The organism is Microbispora sp. ATCC PTA-5024 (genome assembly GCF_000511135.2).
Lineage (GTDB): Bacteria > Actinomycetota > Actinomycetes > Streptosporangiales > Streptosporangiaceae > Microbispora > Microbispora corallina.
The window spans coordinates 610,557-628,441 of sequence record NZ_KI866522.1 but is presented as its reverse complement, the minus strand read 5'-3'; the positions used below and the strand labels follow the sequence as shown (position 1 = coordinate 628,441).

General features: G+C 73.6%; 18 protein-coding genes and 1 pseudogene. 10 read left to right on the top strand and 9 right to left on the bottom strand.

The genetic code is table 11. From position 1 onward, the window contains the following. The 3 genes and pseudogenes from MPTA5024_RS02870 to MPTA5024_RS02860 all read left to right on the top strand — a co-directional run. Positions 1 to 792 (top strand): annotated as a pseudogene (locus MPTA5024_RS02870) (DNA-directed RNA polymerase subunit beta); the annotation flags it as partial. A gap of 110 nt (positions 793 to 902) precedes the next feature. Then, positions 903 to 1,442, top strand: coding sequence for a GNAT family N-acetyltransferase (locus tag MPTA5024_RS02865; RefSeq protein ID WP_036319443.1), 540 nt, complete (start codon positions 903 to 905; stop codon positions 1,440 to 1,442). 46 nt (positions 1,443 to 1,488) lie between these two features. Beyond that, positions 1,489 to 2,265 (top strand): GNAT family N-acetyltransferase, encoded by a 777-nt coding sequence (locus MPTA5024_RS02860; protein ID WP_036319440.1) that lies wholly within the window; start codon positions 1,489 to 1,491, stop codon positions 2,263 to 2,265. Positions 2,266 to 2,370: 105 nt separating this feature from the next. Here MPTA5024_RS02860 and MPTA5024_RS02855 read toward each other — a convergent pair whose 3' ends face one another. Beyond that, positions 2,371 to 2,802, bottom strand: coding sequence for a VOC family protein (locus MPTA5024_RS02855; protein WP_232326138.1), 432 nt, complete (start codon positions 2,800 to 2,802; stop codon positions 2,371 to 2,373). Between the two features lie 49 nt (positions 2,803 to 2,851). On the opposite strand from MPTA5024_RS02855, the gene MPTA5024_RS02850 reads away from it, so the two are divergent. Then, positions 2,852 to 3,487 carry a TetR/AcrR family transcriptional regulator gene (locus MPTA5024_RS02850; RefSeq protein ID WP_036319431.1) on the top strand — a complete coding sequence of 212 codons (636 nt, stop codon included), beginning with the start codon at positions 2,852 to 2,854 and terminating at the stop codon, positions 3,485 to 3,487. Here MPTA5024_RS02850 and MPTA5024_RS02845 read toward each other — a convergent pair. Continuing rightward, on the bottom strand, positions 3,484 to 4,440 hold the full coding sequence (locus MPTA5024_RS02845; protein WP_036319428.1) for a tyrosine-type recombinase/integrase: 957 nt from the start codon (positions 4,438 to 4,440) through the stop codon (positions 3,484 to 3,486). The two genes, MPTA5024_RS02850 and MPTA5024_RS02845, sit on opposite strands and share 4 nt — an antisense overlap. Positions 4,441 to 4,541: 101 nt before the next feature. Between MPTA5024_RS02845 and MPTA5024_RS02840 the strand changes: the two genes are divergently transcribed. After that, on the top strand, positions 4,542 to 6,464 hold the full coding sequence (locus tag MPTA5024_RS02840) for a BTAD domain-containing putative transcriptional regulator (RefSeq protein WP_198166922.1): 1,923 nt from the start codon (positions 4,542 to 4,544) through the stop codon (positions 6,462 to 6,464). A gap of 25 nt (positions 6,465 to 6,489) precedes the next feature. Then, the gene (locus MPTA5024_RS02835) at positions 6,490 to 7,689 is read left to right on the top strand and encodes a hypothetical protein (RefSeq protein ID WP_157099268.1); all 1,200 of its coding nucleotides are present in this window, start codon (positions 6,490 to 6,492) and stop codon (positions 7,687 to 7,689) included. On the opposite strand, the gene MPTA5024_RS02830 is transcribed toward MPTA5024_RS02835, so the two are convergent. Both MPTA5024_RS02830 and MPTA5024_RS02825 read right to left on the bottom strand, forming a co-directional pair. Next, positions 7,690 to 8,607: a hypothetical protein gene (locus MPTA5024_RS02830; RefSeq protein WP_157099267.1), complete on the bottom strand. Its 918-nt coding sequence runs from the start codon at positions 8,605 to 8,607 to the stop codon at positions 7,690 to 7,692. Between the two features lie 34 nt (positions 8,608 to 8,641). Then, the gene (locus MPTA5024_RS02825; protein ID WP_036319424.1) at positions 8,642 to 9,508 is read right to left on the bottom strand and encodes an oxidoreductase; all 867 of its coding nucleotides are present in this window, start codon (positions 9,506 to 9,508) and stop codon (positions 8,642 to 8,644) included. Positions 9,509 to 9,671: 163 nt separating this feature from the next. On the opposite strand from MPTA5024_RS02825, the gene MPTA5024_RS02820 reads away from it, so the two are divergent. Continuing rightward, the gene (locus MPTA5024_RS02820; protein WP_051458000.1) at positions 9,672 to 10,556 is read left to right on the top strand and encodes a helix-turn-helix domain-containing protein; all 885 of its coding nucleotides are present in this window, start codon (positions 9,672 to 9,674) and stop codon (positions 10,554 to 10,556) included. Between the two features lie 12 nt (positions 10,557 to 10,568). On the opposite strand, the gene MPTA5024_RS02815 is transcribed toward MPTA5024_RS02820, so the two are convergent. Further along, positions 10,569 to 11,735, bottom strand: coding sequence for an erythromycin esterase family protein (locus MPTA5024_RS02815; protein ID WP_036319417.1), 1,167 nt, complete (start codon positions 11,733 to 11,735; stop codon positions 10,569 to 10,571). Between the two features lie 90 nt (positions 11,736 to 11,825). On the opposite strand from MPTA5024_RS02815, the gene MPTA5024_RS02810 reads away from it, so the two are divergent. After that, a complete protein-coding gene (locus MPTA5024_RS02810; protein WP_157099266.1) occupies positions 11,826 to 12,509 on the top strand; it encodes a TioE family transcriptional regulator in 684 nt (227 codons plus the stop codon). 28 nt (positions 12,510 to 12,537) lie between these two features. Here MPTA5024_RS02810 and MPTA5024_RS02805 read toward each other — a convergent pair whose 3' ends face one another. The 3 genes from MPTA5024_RS02805 to MPTA5024_RS02795 are packed head-to-tail and all read right to left on the bottom strand — an operon-like array spanning position 12,538 to position 14,741. Continuing rightward, entirely contained in the window at positions 12,538 to 13,773 is a 1,236-nt protein-coding gene (locus MPTA5024_RS02805) for an RNA polymerase sigma factor (protein ID WP_036319413.1), read from the bottom strand. Further along, a complete protein-coding gene (locus MPTA5024_RS02800; protein ID WP_036319411.1) occupies positions 13,770 to 14,093 on the bottom strand; it encodes a YciI family protein in 324 nt (107 codons plus the stop codon). Before MPTA5024_RS02800 ends, MPTA5024_RS02805 begins: the two co-directional genes overlap by 4 nt. Positions 14,094 to 14,138: 45 nt before the next feature. After that, positions 14,139 to 14,741, bottom strand: a complete 603-nt coding sequence (locus tag MPTA5024_RS02795) for a dihydrofolate reductase family protein (RefSeq protein WP_036319409.1) — start codon at positions 14,739 to 14,741, stop codon at positions 14,139 to 14,141. 166 nt (positions 14,742 to 14,907) lie between these two features. On the opposite strand from MPTA5024_RS02795, the gene MPTA5024_RS02790 reads away from it, so the two are divergent. After that, positions 14,908 to 15,768 (top strand): class I SAM-dependent methyltransferase, encoded by an 861-nt coding sequence (locus tag MPTA5024_RS02790; protein ID WP_051457638.1) that lies wholly within the window; start codon positions 14,908 to 14,910, stop codon positions 15,766 to 15,768. 111 nt (positions 15,769 to 15,879) lie between these two features. Here MPTA5024_RS02790 and MPTA5024_RS02785 read toward each other — a convergent pair whose 3' ends face one another. Then, positions 15,880 to 16,458, bottom strand: coding sequence for a helix-turn-helix domain-containing protein (locus MPTA5024_RS02785; RefSeq protein ID WP_036319405.1), 579 nt, complete (start codon positions 16,456 to 16,458; stop codon positions 15,880 to 15,882). Between the two features lie 62 nt (positions 16,459 to 16,520). On the opposite strand from MPTA5024_RS02785, the gene MPTA5024_RS02780 reads away from it, so the two are divergent. Beyond that, positions 16,521 to 17,858 (top strand): erythromycin esterase family protein, encoded by a 1,338-nt coding sequence (locus tag MPTA5024_RS02780; RefSeq protein ID WP_198166921.1) that lies wholly within the window; start codon positions 16,521 to 16,523, stop codon positions 17,856 to 17,858. The last annotated feature ends 27 nt before the right edge of the window (positions 17,859 to 17,885 follow it).

Here is a 17,885-nt window from a genome sequence, read left to right as displayed (position 1 = left end):
ATTCTGAACCCGCTGGGCGTGCCCGGCCGGATGAACGTCGGCCAGGTCCTGGAGACCCACCTCGGCTGGATCGCCGCCCGAGGATGGGACATCAGCGGCGTCGAGGAGGAATGGGCGGAGCGGCTGCGGGAGAAGGGCCTGGACCGCGTCGAGCCGTTCACCAACGTCGCCACCCCGGTCTTCGACGGCGCCAGCGAACAGGAGATCATCGGTCTCCTGGACAACACGCTCCGCAACCGCGACGGCGACCGGATCGTGATGCCCAGCGGCAAGGCACGGCTGTTCGACGGCCGGTCCGGCGAGCCGTTCCCCTACCCGATCGCCGTGGGGTACATCTACATCCTGAAGCTGCTCCACCTGGTGGACGACAAGATCCACGCCCGGTCGACCGGTCCGTACTCGATGATCACCCAGCAGCCGCTCGGCGGTAAGGCCCAGTTCGGCGGCCAGCGCTTCGGTGAGATGGAGGTGTGGGCTCTGGAGGCCTACGGCGCGGCGTACGCGCTGCAGGAGCTGCTGACGATCAAGTCCGACGACGTGCTGGGACGCGTGAAGGTCTACGAGGCCATCGTCAAGGGCGAGAACATCCCCGAGGCGGGCATTCCCGAGTCCTTCAAGGTCCTCATCAAGGAGATGCAGTCGCTCTGCCTGAACGTCGAGGTTCTGTCGAGCGACGGTATGTCGATCGAGATGAGAGACACCGACGAGGACGTCTTCCGCGCGGCGGAGGAGCTCGGCATCGACCTGTCCCGGCGTCCCAACGAGGGCGCGATGACCGTCGACGAGGTCTGAGAACGACCGGCCGGCCCGAGCGTCCCCCGCGACACGTGGGGGCGCCCGGGCCGGCGTCATCCCACGGACCGGCGGAGGACGACCCCGCCGGCACGGGGTACGGTGCGCCAATGGGCACGACGACGATCGCCACCGGACGGCTCCTGCTGCGGCGCTGGCGCGCCGCCGATCGGGAGCCGTTCGCCGCGCTCAACGCCGATCCGGCCGTGATGGAGCACTTCCCGGCCCCGCTCACCCGTGGGCAGAGCGACGCCCTCGCCGACCGCATCGAGGAGGGGTTCGAGGAGCACGGGATCGGCCTGTGGGCCGTGGAGGCCGGCGGCGCGTTCATCGGGTTCACCGGCCTTTCCGTGCCCCGGTTCACCGCGCACTTCACACCGTGCGTGGAGATCGGATGGCGGCTCGCCCGATCCGCCTGGGGGCACGGCTACGCCACCGAGGCGGCCCGTGCCGCGCTGGCGGACGGGTTCGGCCGCGCCGGCCTCACGGAGGTCGTCTCGTTCACAGCCGTGTCGAACCTGCGGTCGCAGGCCGTGATGCGCAGGCTCGGCATGACCCACGACCCCGCGGAGGACTTCGACCATCCCGCCCTTTCCGACGACAGTCCGCTGCGCCGGCACGTGCTCTACCGCCTCCGCGCCCCCCGCTGACCGAAAAGCGGTTGCCGGGGCGTACGGCGACTGGTGGAGTGGGCAGGTGGATCGCGAAGCGGTGCTGGCCCTGTACGACCGGTCGATGAGGCGTGACGCACCGCCCGACGACCCCGGGGCGCGGGTCGAACGGGTCGGGGACGTCGTCCGCCAGGTCGCGGGGGAGCACGGCTGGAACGGCGTCCTGTGGTCCCGGCTCGACCGGGCCGGCGCCGACGCGGCCATCGCCGAGCAGGTGCGCTACTACGCGTCCCTCGGCCGCGGCTTCGAATGGAAGCTCTACGCCCACGACCGGCCCGACGACCTCGCCGCGCGGCTGCGGGCGGCGGGCTTCGTCGCCGAGGCGGAGGAGACCCTCATGGTCGCCCCCATCGGCGCCGTGTCCACCGAGGCGGAGCCGCCCGAGGGCGTCGAGGTGCGCCCGGTCGCCGACGAGGCGGGGGCGGACCTGGTGGCCCGCGTGCACGAGGAGGTCTTCGGCACCGACGCCGACCGGATCAGGCGGCGGCTGCTCGACCAGCTCGCCGGCCTGCCGGGCACCGTCGCGGCCGTCGTGGCCGTGGCCGGAGGGGAGCCCGTGGCGGCGGCGCGGCTGGAGATGCATCCGGGCACCCCGTTCGCCGGCCTGTGGGGCGGCGGGACCGTCCCGGCCTGGCGTGGCAGGGGCCTGTACCGGGCTCTCGTGGCGGTCCGCGCCCGCATCGCCGCCGACCGTGGATACCGCTACCTCCAGGTGGACGCCACCGGCCAGAGCCGCCCGATCCTGCGGCGGCTCGGGTTCGTCCCGCTCACCACCACCACCCCGTACGTCCACCACGGCTGACGGGCCCGCTGAGCTCGCACAGCCCGGGATCGGGCGTGCCGGTCCGCCGGCCGCCCCGGCGGTCCCCGTCCGACCACGGCACGCCGCCGGCGTTCCTGCCGATGCTCACGCGGGCCCGGCGGCGCTCTCGCCGGTGTCGTCGAGGCCGGTCGTGGTGTAGAAGCGGACCTCGTGACCGTCGGGGTCATGCAGGAGGGGCAGGATCCAGCCGATGTGTGCGGCGTGGACACCCGCGTGGTCCTCGCCGAGCGCGGTCAGGTGCTCGGCGAGGGCGTCGATACCGGCCTTGTCGGGCACGCCGATCGAGAAGTAGTCGAACCCGGCCGCCGCTTTGGCCTTCTCGGGGTCCAGGCGCAACCCGAGCATCGGGCCGCCGTCGGGATGGGTCAGGGCGTACCCCATGAGGACGCCCTGCTCGACGAACTCGATGGCGACCTGGTAGCCGAACCGGGACCGGTACCACTCAAGGGAACGGTCCAGGTCGGTCACGGGGAGCTTGAGATGATGCACTCCGTCGAGGCGCGGAATGTCGGACACGGTCCCCTCCTTGCAGTCGGACTGCATCGATGCAGTTATACTGCATCTCATGCCGGACCCCGTCAAGCGCGACCTGCGCGCCGCCCGCGTCGCCGAGACCGAGGACAAGATCCTGCGCGCCGCCACCGAGCTGTTCGTCCAGCACGGCTACGCCGCCACCACGCTCACCGCGGTCGCCGAGCACGCGGGCGTCGCCGCCCGCACCCTGTATGTCCGCTTCGGCACCAAGGCCGCCCTGCTCAAACGTGCCGTGGACGTCGCCTTCGCCGGGGACGCAGCACCCGTCGAGGTGGCCGCGCGCCCCTGGTTCGTCGCCGCGCGCACCGCGCCCACCGCCGCCGAGCGGATCACCGCCCTGGCTGCGGGCACCCGTCGGATGATGGAACGCTCGGGGGACATCCTTGCCGTCGCTCTGCAGGCGGCCGTCGTCGAACCCGACCTGGCCGCCGCCGCCCAGGCGGGTCGCGTGGCCACCCGTGACGCGGTCGCCGAGTTCTGGACGCGGATGGACGCCGACGGGCTCCTCCCCGGGGGCCGCGACCTGGAGTGGCTGACCGACACCACCGCGGTGCTCGTCCATGCCGAGACGTATCTGCTGGCCAGAGGGATGATCGGATGGACGGCGGACGGCTACGAGCGATGGCTGACCACGACCGTCACCCGCCTGATGACGTGGGGCGCCTAGCGGCCCGGGACGCCGGGCAGGCGGAGCCGGTCGACGGCTTCCCGGCGGCGCCGCTCCGGCCGCCGGTCGTAGCGGGCGGTGGTGGCGGGGGAGGCGTGGCCGACGAGGGCCTGGGCGGTCGCCAGGTCCACGCCGGCGTCGAGGAGCTCGCCGATGAACGTCCGCCGGAAGTCGTGCGGCGTCCGCGGCGAGGCGCCCGCGGCGGCCAGGCGCCGGGAGACGATGTCGGCCACGGCCTGCCCGGTCATGTGCGACAGCCGGAGCCGGCCCGCCTTGTTGATGGGGCAGAACAGCGGCCCGTCGGCCCGCCCGCGCACCGACAGCCACAGCTCCAGCCTGTCGGCGGCCTCCGGGGTGAGGTAGACGAGGCGTTCCTTGTCGCCCTTGCCCCGCACGCGCAGCGAGCGTGCCGCCGGGTCGAAGTCGGCGAGCGTGAGCCCGGCCACCTCGGCGCGCCGGCAGCCGGTGGAGTAGAGGGCGGCCAGCAGCGCGCCGTCGCGCCGACCGGCGGGGGAGTGGTCGTCGTCGCATCCGCCCAGCGCGGCCGCCAGGGCGTCGGCCTCCACGTGCCGCCCGGCGGGGACGCGGGTGTGGGCGTAGGCCGGCAGGTCGGCGGCCCGCTGGTAGTCCTCACCTGTCATCAGGCCGAGCCGCCAGGCCTCCTTGAGCACGCGCCGCAGCGCCACGAGGTGCTTGTTCACGTGAGAGGGGGACCAGCCCTGCTCCCGCATGAGCGTGCGCAGCCGGACCGTGTGCTCGTACCGCAGCAGCTCCCACGGCTGGCCGGCTCCGGTGGCGCCGGGGTCGCCGGTGATGAGGCGGGCGACGCGGTCGAGGCAGCCGCGCATGGTCCGGCGGGACTCGGGGGAGGGCAGGCCGTCCAGGTACACCTGGTACGGGTCGCGAGGGGGCTGCTCGGCGGGGCGCCGCTCGGGGACCGCGGGCGTGTTCATCACCCGTGATCCTACGATGAATCTACTTTGTAAAGGCACTCGGTTGTAGCAAAATCTAGCCACTCACCCAGTCAACCCCATCAGCGAGAATGGGCCGCGCCATGCGAATACGGATCCTGGGGCCGCTGTCGGTGCCCGGCGCCGAAGTGGGCGGCGCCCGCGTGCGCGCGCTGCTGGTCAGGCTGGCGCTCGACCCGGGACGTGTGGTCACGTACGAGCGTCTGGCGGAGGACCTGTGGCCGGACGACACGCCGGAGCATCCGCCGGCCGCGCTCCAGTCGCTGGTGTCGCGGCTCCGGCGGCAGGCGCCCGGGCTGGTGGCGTCCCATCCGTCCGGGTACCTGCTGGACGTGCCGCGGGAGGCCGTGGACGCCTGGGAGTTCGAGCGGCTCACCCGTGCCGGGCGGGCGGCGTCGGCCGATCCGGTGGAGGCGGGGTCGCTGCTGCGGCGGGCGCTGTCCCTGTGGCGGGGGCCGGCGCTGGCCGACGTGGCCGGCCTGCCACTCGCGACGGCGCCCGCGGCCCGGCTGGACGAGCTGCGGGCCGTCGCCCTGGAGGGCAGGATCGCGGCCGACCTCGCCGTACGGCCGGGCGGGCGTGAGGGGGTCCCGGCGCCGGAGGAGCTGATCGCCGAGATCGAGGAGGCGGTGGCCGCCCATCCGCTGCGGGAGCCGTTCCACGCGTTGCTGGTGCGGGCGCTGCTCGCGGTCGGGCGGCGGGCGGACGCCCTCGCGGCGTTCGAGCGGATCAGGCGGCGGCTGGCCGGCGAGCTGGGCGTGGATCCGGGGCCTGAGCTGCGGGAGGCGCATCTGGCGGCGCTGCGGGAGGACGGGGCGGGCCCCGCCGTACGGGAGGGGAACCTGCCGGCGGCGGTGACGAGCTTCGTGGGCAGGCGGGCCGACGTCCTGCGGGTGCGCGAGCTGCTGGGGAGGGCGCGGCTGGTGACGCTCACCGGCCCGGGCGGCGCCGGGAAGACGCGTCTGGCGGTCGAGGCGGCGCGGGGGCTCGCGGGGGAGGTGTGGCTGGTGGAGCTGGCGCCGGTCACCGATCCGGCGGGGGTGGCCGCGGCCGTGCGGGCGACGTTGCCGCTGCCGGCGCCGGGGGTCGGGGACGGGCGGCGGGACGCGGTGGAGGCGCTTGTCGCGGATCTTCGGGGATTCGGCGGCGTCGTGGTGCTGGACAACTGCGAGCACGTCGTGGCGGAGGCGGCGCGGGTGGCGGGGCGGCTGCTGGCGGGCGTGCCGGGGCTGCGGATCCTGGCCACGGGCCGTGAGGCGCTGGACATCCCGGGTGAGCACCTGCATCCGGTGCCCGCGCTGGAGCTTCCGGCGGTCGGGGCGACGGTGGAGGAGGCGCGGGCGTGTGGCGCGGTGGCGCTGTTCGCCGACCGGGCGGCGGCGGTGCGGCCGGGGTTCGTGGTGGACGACGCGGGTGTGGCCGACGTGGTGCGGGTGTGCCGGGAGCTGGACGGGATGCCGCTGGCGATCGAGATCGCGGCGGCGCGCCTGCGGTCGATGCCGCTGCCGCGGCTGGTGGAGGGGCTGGGCGGGCGGCTGGCGTTCCGTGGGGGCCGTACGGCGGAGCCGCGGCACCGGACGCTGCGCGCGGTGATCGGCTGGAGCTGGGATCTGCTCGACCCGGAGGAGCAGGCTCTGCTGCGGCGGTTGTCGGTGTTCGCGGGCGGTGTGACGGCCGAGTCGGTAGGCCGGGTGTGCGGCGGCGGGGCGCGGGTGCCGGCCCTGCTGGCCTCTCTGGCGGACAAGTCGCTGGTCGTGGTGGTGGAGCGGGCGGCGGAGGTCCGGTACCGGTTGCTGGAGACGGTCCGGTCGTACGCGGCCGAGCGGCTGGTGGAGTCGGGCGAGGCGGACGAGACGCGGGCGCGGCACGCGCGGCATTTCCTGGAGGTGGCGGAGGCGGTCGAGCCGCTGCTTCGGGGCCGGGAGCAGTCGCGGGTGCTGGCGGTGCTGGGACGCGGAGCGGGGAGATCTGGACGCGGCGCTGGATCTGGCACTGGCGTCGGGTGACGGGCGGGCGGCGCTGCGGATGGTGATGGCCCGGTTCTGGTCGTGGATGATGCGGGGGCGCAGGAGGGAGGCGGCCGAGCGGGCCCGGGCGGTGCTCGGGGTGGTGGGGGACGTCGCGCCGGAGGGCCTGGAGGTGGCCCACGCGCTGTGCGCGCTGGTGGCGCCCGGTGATCCGTACCTGGTGAACGGGACGCCAGGGGCGGAGCGGGCGTTGCGGGTGGTGGAGGAGTCGGGCCATCCGGCGGCGCTGTGGTCGTGGATGGGGGCGACCGCGTACGCGGGTGGGGCCGGGGAGATCAGGCGGCGGGCGGCTGCGGCGGTGGAGCGGTTCGAGGGGCATCCGGACGCGTGGACGCGGGCGACGGCGCTGCTGGTGGGCGGGATCGTGGAGTTCGAGTACGGCCGGCCTGGCGAGGGGGCGGCGGAGGCGCGGCTGCGGGAGGCGCTCGGCGTGTTCGGCGGTCTGGGGGATCGGTGGGGGCTGGCCCTGGCGCATTACTGGTTGTCGTTCGTGGTGGAGAACCGGGGGGACGCGGCGGGGGCGCTGGCGCTGCAGGAGGAGGCGGCGGCGCTGGCCGAGGTGATCGGGGGTGGGGAGGGTCTGCCCGGGCCGGTCATGTTGCGGGTGCGGCTGGGGCGGCTGCGGGCGTGCGCGGGGGACCTCGAGGGGGCGGCGGCGGAGTTGCGGCGGGTGGGCGAGGTCGCAGACCGGTTGGCGGATCCGGTGGCGGTGGGCCGGGTGCGGCATGCGCTGGGGGAGGTGGCGCGGCGGCGGGGGCGGCCGGAGGAGGCGGAGGCGTTGCTGGCGGAGGCGCTGCGGTTGCTGGAGGGCCGGGCGGGGGCGCCGCCGCAGTTGGCGGCGCTGGTGCGGATGGAGATGGGCCGGGTCCAGGCGGCGCGGGGGGACGCTGCGGGGGCGCGGGAGTGGATGCGCAGGGCGGTGGAGCTGTCGGGGCCGTCGGGGGACGCGACGGTGCGGGCGGCGGTGCTGGAGGCGGCGGCCGTTGTGTTCGCCGAGGACCCGGAGCGGGCGGCGGCGCTGGCAGGGGCGGCGCGGGCGTTGCGGGGGCTCGCGGAGACCGCGGAGACCGCGGATCCGGAGGTGCTGGCGGTGGTGGCGAAGGCGGCCGCGGCGCTGGGCGAGGCCGGCTGCCGTGAGGCGCTGGCCTGGGGTGCGGGGCTGGCGCATCCGGAGGATCTGGTGGCGGGACGGGCGTCGCGCTGATCAGGGGGCGGCCTGCGCGCGCTTCGTGATGACGCGGGTGACGGCGGCGACGGTCGCGCTGACGCACAGCCCGATCAGGGCCGCCAAGATGGAGTAGACCCACAGGGTGACCTGGATGCTCTCCTGGTCGCCCAATTGGGGATCGGTCGTGAGGTAGACGGCGCAGAGCAGAAGCGGGCCGGCCGCGCCGGCGAGGGCGGCGCTCGTCCATCGGGCCTGCCGGGCCGCCGCCCATGCCGCGACGAGGCCGCTGACCACGACCGGTCCGATGAGTCCGGCGGTGATCCCGCCGGCCTCCGAGAGTGTCGCCTCCACCGCGTACTCCCCGGTGTCGCTGCGGAGCACGCCCTGCGTGAGCATGGGATCGAAGGTGGGTGGCCTGTCCCACCACCAGGGGCGGGTGAACTCCAGGAGGGAGACCCACAGGGTGTAGGCCACCAGTCCGGCGCCGACCTCCCGATGTCGCAGCGCCGTCAGTGCGGCGGCGGCGCCGATCGCGCCGCCGACGATCGTCGCCTGGGCCACCTCGGACGGGCTGGAGTGGTGGCCCTGTTCGGGCGCCGCGGCTGCCAGGCCGTGGAGAAGCGGGGCGGCGATCAGGCAGGAGCCGAGCCAGGCCGCGACCGGCAGCCACCGCCGGGACCACGACGCACGGTGGAATGCCCGGTACGTGATCGCGGAGGCGAGCAGCGTGGAGGCGGCCGGGTACCACGTGGAGCGGGTGACGGCGTGGTCCCAGCCGACGAACTCGTCGTAGGGGCCCAGCCTGGTCGTCCACTGGTTGATGCCGAGGCGATCGGCGGCGAGGACCTGTACGGCGGCCAGCGCGGCGGCGGCCAGCGCGCACAGGCCTGCGGCGGCGAGCCGCCGCCTCACGTCGTCGCCGCAGGATGTGGCCGGCGTGTGCGAAGCCGTCATGACGGACACTCTGCACGCACACACCGGTCGCGGGCTATCCGCCGATGGCGTCGAGTTCGGCGAGCGCGTCGGCCGGGAGGGTGAGGCCGGCGGCGGCGACGTTCTCGCGGAGGTGGGCGACCGACGAGGTCCCCGGGATCAAGACGATGGTGGGGGAGCGGTGGAGCAGCCAGGCGAGGGCGACCTGCTGCGGGGTGGCGCCGAGCCGGGACGCCACGCCGGCGAGCGTCTCCGACTGGAGCGGGGTGTATCCGCCCAGGGGGAAGAAGGGGGCGTAGGCGATGTGGTCGGCGGCGCACCGGTCGACGAGGGCGTCGTCGTGGCGGTTGGCGATGTTGTAGAGGTTCTGGACGGTGACGACCGGCGCGATCGCCTGCGCCTCGGTGAGCTGGGCCTCCGTGACGCCGCTGAGGCCGAGGTGGCGGATCAGTCCCTGCTGCCTGAGCTCGGCCAGGGCGGTGAACTGTTCGGCGATGGAGGTCTCGTCGGTGCCTTCGGGGGTGCCGGCGCGCAGGTTGACCACGTCGAGGACGTCCAGGCCGAGATGGTCGAGGTTTTCGTGGACCTGCGCCTTGAGGTCCGCCGGCTCGCGGGAGAACAGCCAGCTGCCGTCGCCGCCGCGCCGGGCGCCGACCTTGGTGACGATGCGCAGGTCGGCCGGGTAGGGGTGGAGAGCCTCCCGGATCAGTTCGTTGACCACGGCCGGGCCGTAGAAGTCGCTCGTGTCGATGTGCGTCACCCCCAGCTCGACCGCCGTTCGCAGGACGGCGATCGCCTCGTCTTTGTCCTTCGGCGGGCCGAACACCCCGGGACCTGCCAGCTGCATCGCGCCGTAGCCCATGCGGCTGATGGTCAGGTCGTCGGCGAGTGTGAGGGTTCCGCCGGGAACGCTGGTGGTCATGGTGTGCCTTTCGTCGGCGTGATGCGGTCGTGATGCGGTGATGCCCGGGCCGGCCGGGACGTGTTCACTGTGCGGCGTCCTGCGTTCCTGTGGGAGTGCCCCGTCGTTCCTGGGAGTGCCAGGGCACAGGCACCCGCGGGAGAACGGAACTACGGTGGAGGGCATGGACGGCACGAACGCGCTCGGTGAGTTCCTGCGGGCCCGGCGGCAGCTGGTGCGGCCGGAGGACGCGGGGATCGCCGGGGGAGGGCTGCGGCGGGTCCCGGGGTTGCGCCGGGAGGAGGTCGCGATGCTCGCCGGCATCAGCTCGGACTACTACCTGCGGCTGGAACAGGGCCGCGACCGCAACCCGTCCGTGCAGGTCCTCGACGCGCTCGCGCGGGTGCTGCTGCTGGACGCGGACGCGACGGCGTACCTGATCGAGCTGGCGCGGTCGTCCCAGCCGGGGCGGGGACGGGCGCCCTCGCGGAGGCGGGCGTTCCCGGCACCGGAGCGGGTGCCGCCGAGCGTCGTCCAGCTGATGGAGGGGTGGACGGCCAACCCGTCGTACGTCCAGGACAGGTTCTCCACCATCCTCGCGGTCAACGCGCTGGCGACCGCGCTGTCCCCCAACTACGCCGTGGGGGTGAACATCCTGCGGGCCGTGTTCCTGGATCCGGCGGAACGGGAGCTGCGGCGCGACTGGGAGGAGACGGTGGCCGAGGGGGTCGCCACGCTACGGGCGAATGTGGGCCCGGACGTCGACGATCCGCGGCTGGTGGATCTGGTGGGTGAGCTGTCGGTGCGCAGCGCCCTGTTCCGGCAGCTGTGGGCCCGCCACGACGTGCATCCGAAGAGGGGCCGGGTGAGCCGGCTGACCCACCCGCAGGTCGGTGACATCGATCTGCAGTCGAACAAGTTCACGATCGGGGGGACCGACGGGCTCGTCCTGGTCGTCAGCCACGCCGAGCCGGGCAGCCGCAGCGCCGAGCTCCTGGCGATCCTCGGGAGCCTCACGGCGGACCGGGACGTGCGGCGGCACCCGGTGCAGGACCAGGAGCGTCCCTGACGGACGCGCCTGTTACCCCAGTTTGAGGGCCTGGTTGAGGAAGACGACGCCGTCGATCATGTCGAGGTGGGACGGGTCCAGGGAGAAATAGGCGAAATCGCTGGATTTGCGCGGCGCGGGGTGTGGGACGGCCTCGGCCAGGCGGCGGGGATCGACGAGAGAGCGGTCCCAGGGGAGCGTGGACAGGATGCCTTCGAGGGTGTCCGGGGGCGGGGTGTCGTCGCGGACGGTGCCGAGGGCCGAGGCGAGGAAGGCGTACCGGTCGCCCAGGTGCGTCGCGGTGATCGCGCCGGCGCTCCACCACTCCAGCCGCTGGTCGCCGAACGGCATCACGCTCGTGTTCCGCTGCAGGTGGAGGTTGCTCGCGAAGACCAGGGCCGGGCCGTGCTCGGCGACGGCACGCAGGTTGGCGGCCATCATCGCGTCCCGCAGGGCCGACAGCCGGGCCCACCGCGCGGGGGACGCGTCGGCCATCCAGTAGTGGTAGCGGAGCAGGCCGGTGGCGGTGCGCCCGTACAGCGCCGCCCGTTCCCCGTCCTCGGGGCTCAGCTGCGGCGTCTGCGTCTCGAGCAGCGCCACCAGGTCGTCGGCGATCAGCCGCAGCCGCTGGGCGTCGGCGGAGCGGCCGATCGACTGGGACGGATCCATGGCCGTGGCCTCGTTCGCCCACCCGTCGTCCGGGCCCAGCAGCGTGTCCAGCGTCTCGGCGGTCACCACCGTACGGGGTAGCGGGCCCTGGAGGAGGGCGTGGAGGGCGGTGAGCGCCTGGCGCGGGCTCGCCGCCCAGTACTCCAGCGGGCCGTCGAACCCGAAGAACCGGATCTTCTCCTCGTGTTCCTCGTTGTACGCCCGCATCCAGCGCACGAGCTCCCGGTTGGCCGCTGACGCGCCGAAGCCGTGGCTGAAGCCGCGTGTCATGACGTCGTCGAGCGTGCCCGCGCCCGTCGCGATGTGGTCGTCCACGACGAGGCCCATCAGGCAGTCGCTCTCGATGGCGAACGCCCGGTAGCCCTCGTGCTCGACCAGATGCCGGAAGACCTGGTTGCGCACCTCGCCCAGCTCCCCCACGAAGTGCCTGGCCTCGCCCAGGCCGAGCAGCAGGGGCGCGGCGGGAAGCGACCGCAGGAAGGCCGAGACGCCCGCGCCGTCGAGCGGCCGGGCGGTGTCCGTGATGTCCATGCCTTCAACGCTATCGTTGAACCTCCGCTGTAGACTTTTGACGAAAAATCCCTGCTGAATCGCGATGGACCTTCAACCGATGACGCATCCATGAGGCCGGTGGACCTGGCGCGTGAGCACGGCCTGTCCACGCAGGCGATCAGGAACTACGAGGACGCCGGCGTCCTGCCCGCCGCTGGACGCACCGTCCACGGGTATCGGACCTACACGCCGCTGCACGCGCACGCGCTGCGCGCGTTCCTCGCCCTCGTGCCGGGGCACGGTCACCAGACGGCGACGGCGATCATGCGGGCGGTCAACCGGGGCGCCGCCGAGGACGCGCTGCGGCTCATCGACGAGAGCCACGGCCGGCTCCTCGACGACCGCCGCACCCTCCAGGCCGTCGAGGCCGCGCTCCGGGATCTGGCGCCCGTGCCGCGGGAGCGCGGCGACACGTTCATCGGCCCCCTGGCTGGAAGGTTGGGCCTTCGTCCTGCCACCCTGCGCAAGTGGGAGAGCGCCGGACTGGTCCGGCCGCGCCGCGACCCGCGGACGGGCTACCGGGTCTACAGCGCGGCCGACGTACGGGACGTCCGGCTGGCCCACCAGCTCAGGCGGGGCGGCTACCTGCTGGAGCAGATCGCCCCGCTGATCGCGCAGGTCCGCTCCGCCGGCGGCGTCGCCCCACTGGAGTCGGCCCTGCGCGACTGGCAGGCCCGCCTGTCCGCGCGGGGCCGCGCCATGCTCGGGGGCGCCGCCGCCTTGGACGCCTACCTCCGCGCCCGCGACCCCTGAGACCGGGCCGCGCTCGTCGGACGCGGCGCTACCGCAGTTGGTCGCGGCGGCGGGTGAGGTAGGCGGTCTCGCCGGTGTTGCCGGCCAGCTCGATGGCCCGGTCGTAGGCCGCGCGTGACTGCTCACTTCGGCCCAGCCTGCGCAGCAGGTCGGCGCGGGCGGCGTGGTAGGCGTGATAGCCGGCCAGGGCCTCGGCGAGGCGGTCGACGATGGCCAGTGCCACCTCCGGCCCGTCGAGTTCGGCCACGGCGACGGCCCGGTTGAGGGCGACGATCGGCGAAGGGTCGAGGCGGACGAGCTGGTCGTAGAGGGCGAGGACCTGCGACCAGTCGGTGTCGCGGATGTCGCGGGCGGAGGTGTGCACCGCGTTGATCGCGGCCAGGATCTGGTAGCGCCCCGGAGCCACCCCGGCGGCGGCAGCGGCCAGGCGCTCGCGCACCAGCCGGTGACCTTCGGCGATCAGGTTCGCGTCCCAGGCGCCGCGGTCCTGCTCGGCCAGGGGGACCAGTTCGCCGCCGGCCGAGACCCGGGCGGGGCGGCGGGCCTCGATGAGCAGCATCAGCGCCAGCAGCCCGGCCACTTCTCCGTCCTGCGGCAGGAGTGCGCGGATCAGGCGGGTGAGCCGGATCGCCTCTGTGGTCAGGTCGTGCCGTACGGGATCGGTGCCGGGGCCGCTGGCCAGGTAACCCTCGTTGAAGACGAGGAACAGGACGGTCAGGACGCCGGAGACACGAGCCGGCAGATCGCCGGCGGCCGGCATCCGATAGGGGATGCCGGCCGCCTTGATCTTGGCCTTCGCGCGGGTGATGCGCTGCTCCATTGCGGTCTCCCGTACCAGGAAGGCGCGGGCGATCTCGGGCACGGTCAGACCGCCGACCATGCGCAGCGTCAACGCCACGCGCGCCTCCACCGCCAGCGCCGGGTGACAGCAGGTGAAGATCAGCCGGAGCCGGTCGTCGTCGACGGCGCCCAGCGGCTCGGGTGGGGTGGTGTCGTGCAGCACCTGAGCCTCCTTGTGCTTGTCGTCGCGTTTGTTCTCGCGCCGGATCCGGTCGATGGCCTTGCGGTTGGCGGTGGTGGTCAGCCACGCGCCCGGGTTGGGGGGCGGTCCGTCGGCCCGCCACCGTTCCACGGCGGTCGCGAACGCCTCGGCAGCCGCCTCCTCGGCGATGTCGAGGTCACCGAAACGCCTGGTCAGGGCGGCCACCACCCGCGCCCACTCGTCGTGGTGGGCCCGAATGATCGTCTCCTCGACGTCGCTCACAGGAACGGCCGCACCTCGATCTTCCGATCGCAGACCTTCGACGCCTCGGCGGCGAGCGTGAGCGCCACATCCAGATCGGGGGCCTCCCACACCCAGACGCCGGCGAGGTACTCCTTCGACTCCACGAAGGGCCCGTCGCTGAACACCGCCTGCTCGCCCCGGTTGTCGACGACCGTGGCCGCGTCGGTGTCCGCGAGTCCGCCCGCGAAGACCCAGTAGCCCTCGGCGATCAGTCGTTCGTTGAACACGCTGATGGCAGGCTGCCTGTCCGTGCTGCCGGGATTGCTCTTGTCGTCGATCACGGAAACCAGGTACCGCATCGTCAGATCATCTCCTGTGGTGTAGGGACATCGTGGTCGGGGACGTCAGGCCGTCGCATACCGCGGGCGCCCGGCCGGCCGGTGGACCTGAATCGTCACGCCCTTCGCGTCGACCCGCGACTCGACCAAGTCGAGCGCGAGATCCGGACCTGTCTCCGGGAACAGTCTGGCGCCCTGGCCGAGGATGACCGGGATCACGATCAGAGTCATCTCGTCGACCAGATCGTTCTCCAGGAGCCACCGGGTCAGGACGCCACTGCCGTGCACCTGCAGCTCACCCCCGGGCTCGGCCTTCAGCGCACCGATGGCCGCCGCGAGGTCGCCGCGGAGAACGGTCGTGTTCTCCCATCGCGGCGCGGTGAGCGTGGTCGAGGCGACGTACTTGGGAGCGTCGTTCACGGCCACGCCGATGGGATGTGTGTCGATTGCTCCCCAGGAGCCGGCGAACAGCTCGTAGGTGCGCCGGCCGAACAGGAACGCGTCGGCGCGCTGGTAGGTCTGTGTGATGAACGTCCTGGTCTCGTCGTCACCCGCCCCCAGGGCCCATCCGCCGCGCTCGAAACCGTTCCTGCGGTCCTCATCGGAGGCGGCGCCGTTTCCCTGCATCACTCCGTCGAGGGTGATCTGGGTCATGGTCGTCAGCTTCATGATCGTGGTTCCTTGGCCTTGGCGCCGCCCCTTGTGGGCGGCCTCACCTCTGCCACGAACACCACCGCCCCGATCCGACACCCTCGCCAGGACTTCTTTTGGACCCGCCCCGGAGCGCTGTTTACCACCGCGCCGGTGTGACGCCCCCGCAGCCTAGGCTGAACGCATGACTGATGCGGCGGGACGGGTCGAGCCGTCCGGGGTGTGGGCCACAGCCGTGGGCGTGGCCCGGGTGAGGGCGATGGAGACGGCACGCGAGCAGCCGCTGTTCCGGGACCCGCTGGCGCTGGCCTTCGCCACGGCCGGCGGGAGAGGCCCCGGGACGCCCTCGCCCCTCCACGCGGACGAGGCGGCGCGGCGCCGCTGGCTCGGTGTGGCCTTCTCGATCGTCATCCGGACGAAGTTCCTGGACGACCTGCTGGACCAAGCGGTCGCGTCCGGCGTCCGGCAGGTCGTGCTGCTCGGAGCCGGGATGGACAGCAGGGCCTTCCGGATGGACTGGCCTGCGGGGACCCGGCTGTTCGAGGTCGACACGGCCGAACCGCTGGACTTCAAGGCCGCGGTTCTGCATCAGGAGCGTGCCGTTCCGCGCTGCGAGCGGATCACCGTCCCGGTCGACCTGCGCGAGGACTGGCCCGGCGCCCTGGCCGCGGCCGGGCACGATCCGGCGCAGCCGACGGTGTGGATCGCCGAGGGACTGCTGATCTATCTGCCCGAGGACGCGGTCCAGTTGCTGCTCGAACGGGTCGGCGCGCTGTCCGCTGCGGGCAGCAGGATGGGCCTGACACTGGGCACGCGCGGTGTGGTCGAACGCTTCCGCGAGGACGCCACTCCCGGATCGGCAGCGTCGATGTGGGTCTCGGAGATGCCGGAGGACCCGGTCGGCTGGCTGGACGGCCTCGGTTGGAAGGCGGAGACCTTCACCCTGCGTGAGCGCGCCGAGGCCTACGGACGTCCGGTGCTCACCCCGTCGCAGCAGGACGAGGCCACCGGCGGACTGGTCTCGGCGGTGCGCGCCGCGCGCTGAGCACGGCGAAGGCCGGCCCTCGCCACACGCGGGGGCCGGCCTTCGCCTGTCCGTCCCTGTGGTCCGCCAGGCCGGCACACCGGCCGCACCAGGGGCGAGGCATGCCGCGCGTCACCCCGCGCCGGGGGCGGGCCCGGCTCCGTCCCCGGCGGGGCCGCCGGACGGGTCCTCGGCCGGGAAGAAGATCAGGCTCATGAGACGGGGGGTTCGGCCGGCCCGGGGGGCGTTGCCCGCCCGGGCGGCGACGAGGGCCTGGATCTCGCCGATCATCTCGGCGATCTCGTCCTCGTCGAGCCAGAAGACGGCTTGCCTGTAGCCGACGGAGTCGGCGTAGGGGTTCGCGCCGGGCCGGTCGAGGTAGGCGTTGAACTCGGCGATCAGGGCGGCCATGGCGGCGGCGAACCCCCGGCGGTGCTCGTCGAGGGACATCGTGGCGCCCGCGCGCGGGTCGATGGCCGACCTGTCGCGGTGGAGCCGGTAGTGCCGTTCCACGGCGCCGCGCACCCGCTGCTCGTCGACGATCTCCAGGACTCCGCCCTCGACCAGCAGCCCGACGTGGCGGTACAGGGTGGTCTTGGGGATGTCCGGGAGCCGTTCGCACAGCTCGGAGGTGGTGCGGGTGCGGCCGCCTGACATGGCGTGCACGACGCGCAGGCGCACCGGGTGCAGAAGCAGGTCGAGGGTGTCCACCCCCCTATGATTCCAAACCTGGTACTGTTCCCAAAAACGGGAATAATGGGGAGGGTCTGAAGATGATCGCGGACGTGTCGACGGGGATGGGCCGGCTGAGCGGGGAGGCGGTGCGGCCGCTGCGCACGCTGGACCCGGCCGCGCCCACGGACGACCTGGAGTGGCTGGACGAGGCGGTCGGCGACGCGCGGGTGGTCGCGATCGGCGAGAGCGCGCACTACAACGGCGAGTTCTACCGGCTCCGCCACCGCCTGCTGCGCCACCTGGTCGAACGGCACGGGTTCGGCGCCTACGTCATGGAGACCGGGTTCGTGGAGGGATGGCGGGCCGACGCCTGGGTGCGGGGCGGCGAGGACGATCCCGGCGCGGTCCTGGCGAGCGGCATGACCTCGCTGATGGGACTGTGGGCGCCGATGCGCGCTCACCTCGAGTGGATGCGGGAGTGGAACAGCGCCGCCGCCCGTCCGGTCGGGTTCTACGGGCTCGACCTTCCCTGCTCGATGGTGTCCCTGCAGCCCGGTCTGGACGCCGTCGCCGCCTACCTCGGTCGGGCCGACCCGGAGTTCCGGATCGGCCCGGAGATCCGTGAGACCGCCTCCGCCTTCCCGGCGCCGTCGGCGTTCTCCGCCCCCCAGGCGCTGGCCGGGTATGCGGGGCTCGCCCAGGAGGCCAGGGACGCGCTGACGGCGGGCCTCGCCGACCTCGCCGCGCGCATGCGGGGACGGCGCCTGGAGTACCTGCGCCGGACCACGGCCGACGCCTACGAACGGGCGCTGCGCGCGCTGGAGGTCACGGTCGCCCTCGACTCGCTGGTCCGCCAGATGATGAGCGGCGACCGGCAGGGGGGCATGCTCACACGCGACGCCGCGATGGCCGACACCGTCGAGTGGATCCTGCGCAGGGAGGAGCGGATCGTCCTCGCCGCCCACAACGGCCACGTCCAGCGCGGGCCGGCGGCCCTGCCCGGCATGCCCCCGCTGACGCCGCTGGGCATGCACCTGGGCGACCGCCTCGGCGAAGACTACCTGGTCGTCGGCACCACCTCCGGGACCGGGCACATCCTCAACAACGGGGCCGACTTCTACACCGGCACGCTGTTCGCCGAGCTGGCGCCGCCCCGGCCCGGCAGCCTCGACGCGCTCATGGACGCCGCCCACGACGGCCCCTTCGCGACCGACCTGCGGCGGCTGTCGCCGTCCGACGCCGATGCCGTCCGGGCCGCGGGCCGGCAGCGCGCGGGCGTCGGGGACTTCTACGCCGAGCTGAGCCCCCTGGACGCCTACGACGTCGTGGTCCACCTGCCCCGCGTCACGGCCGCCGCCCCCGACCCCGGCGCGCTCGCCCACTCGCCGCAGGAGGTGCGGGACACGTTCGCCCGGTGGACGCCGCCCGGATCCTGACCCGCCTGCTGCGGCAAGGCCGGTGCT

Excerpts from the sequence above, each read along its gene's own strand:
- MPTA5024_RS02780 (WP_198166921.1), top strand. The coding sequence starts at position 16,521 with ATGATCGCGGACGTGTCGACGGGGATGGGCCGGCTGAGCGGGGAGGCG.
- MPTA5024_RS02790 (WP_051457638.1), top strand. The coding sequence starts at position 14,908 with ATGACTGATGCGGCGGGACGGGTCGAGCCGTCCGGGGTGTGGGCCACA.
- MPTA5024_RS02815 (WP_036319417.1), bottom strand. The coding sequence starts at position 11,735 with ATGGACATCACGGACACCGCCCGGCCGCTCGACGGCGCGGGCGTCTCG.
- MPTA5024_RS02825 (WP_036319424.1), bottom strand. The coding sequence starts at position 9,508 with ATGACCACCAGCGTTCCCGGCGGAACCCTCACACTCGCCGACGACCTG.
- MPTA5024_RS02820 (WP_051458000.1), top strand. The coding sequence starts at position 9,672 with ATGGACGGCACGAACGCGCTCGGTGAGTTCCTGCGGGCCCGGCGGCAG.
- MPTA5024_RS02850 (WP_036319431.1), top strand. The coding sequence starts at position 2,852 with ATGCCGGACCCCGTCAAGCGCGACCTGCGCGCCGCCCGCGTCGCCGAG.
- MPTA5024_RS02865 (WP_036319443.1), top strand. The coding sequence starts at position 903 with ATGGGCACGACGACGATCGCCACCGGACGGCTCCTGCTGCGGCGCTGG.
- MPTA5024_RS02800 (WP_036319411.1), bottom strand. The coding sequence starts at position 14,093 with ATGCGGTACCTGGTTTCCGTGATCGACGACAAGAGCAATCCCGGCAGC.
- MPTA5024_RS02795 (WP_036319409.1), bottom strand. The coding sequence starts at position 14,741 with ATGAAGCTGACGACCATGACCCAGATCACCCTCGACGGAGTGATGCAG.
- MPTA5024_RS02810 (WP_157099266.1), top strand. The coding sequence starts at position 11,826 with ATGAGGCCGGTGGACCTGGCGCGTGAGCACGGCCTGTCCACGCAGGCG.
- MPTA5024_RS02830 (WP_157099267.1), bottom strand. The coding sequence starts at position 8,607 with ATGACGGCTTCGCACACGCCGGCCACATCCTGCGGCGACGACGTGAGG.
- MPTA5024_RS02845 (WP_036319428.1), bottom strand. The coding sequence starts at position 4,440 with ATGAACACGCCCGCGGTCCCCGAGCGGCGCCCCGCCGAGCAGCCCCCT.
- MPTA5024_RS02835 (WP_157099268.1), top strand. The coding sequence starts at position 6,490 with ATGGCCCGGTTCTGGTCGTGGATGATGCGGGGGCGCAGGAGGGAGGCG.
- MPTA5024_RS02840 (WP_198166922.1), top strand. The coding sequence starts at position 4,542 with ATGCGAATACGGATCCTGGGGCCGCTGTCGGTGCCCGGCGCCGAAGTG.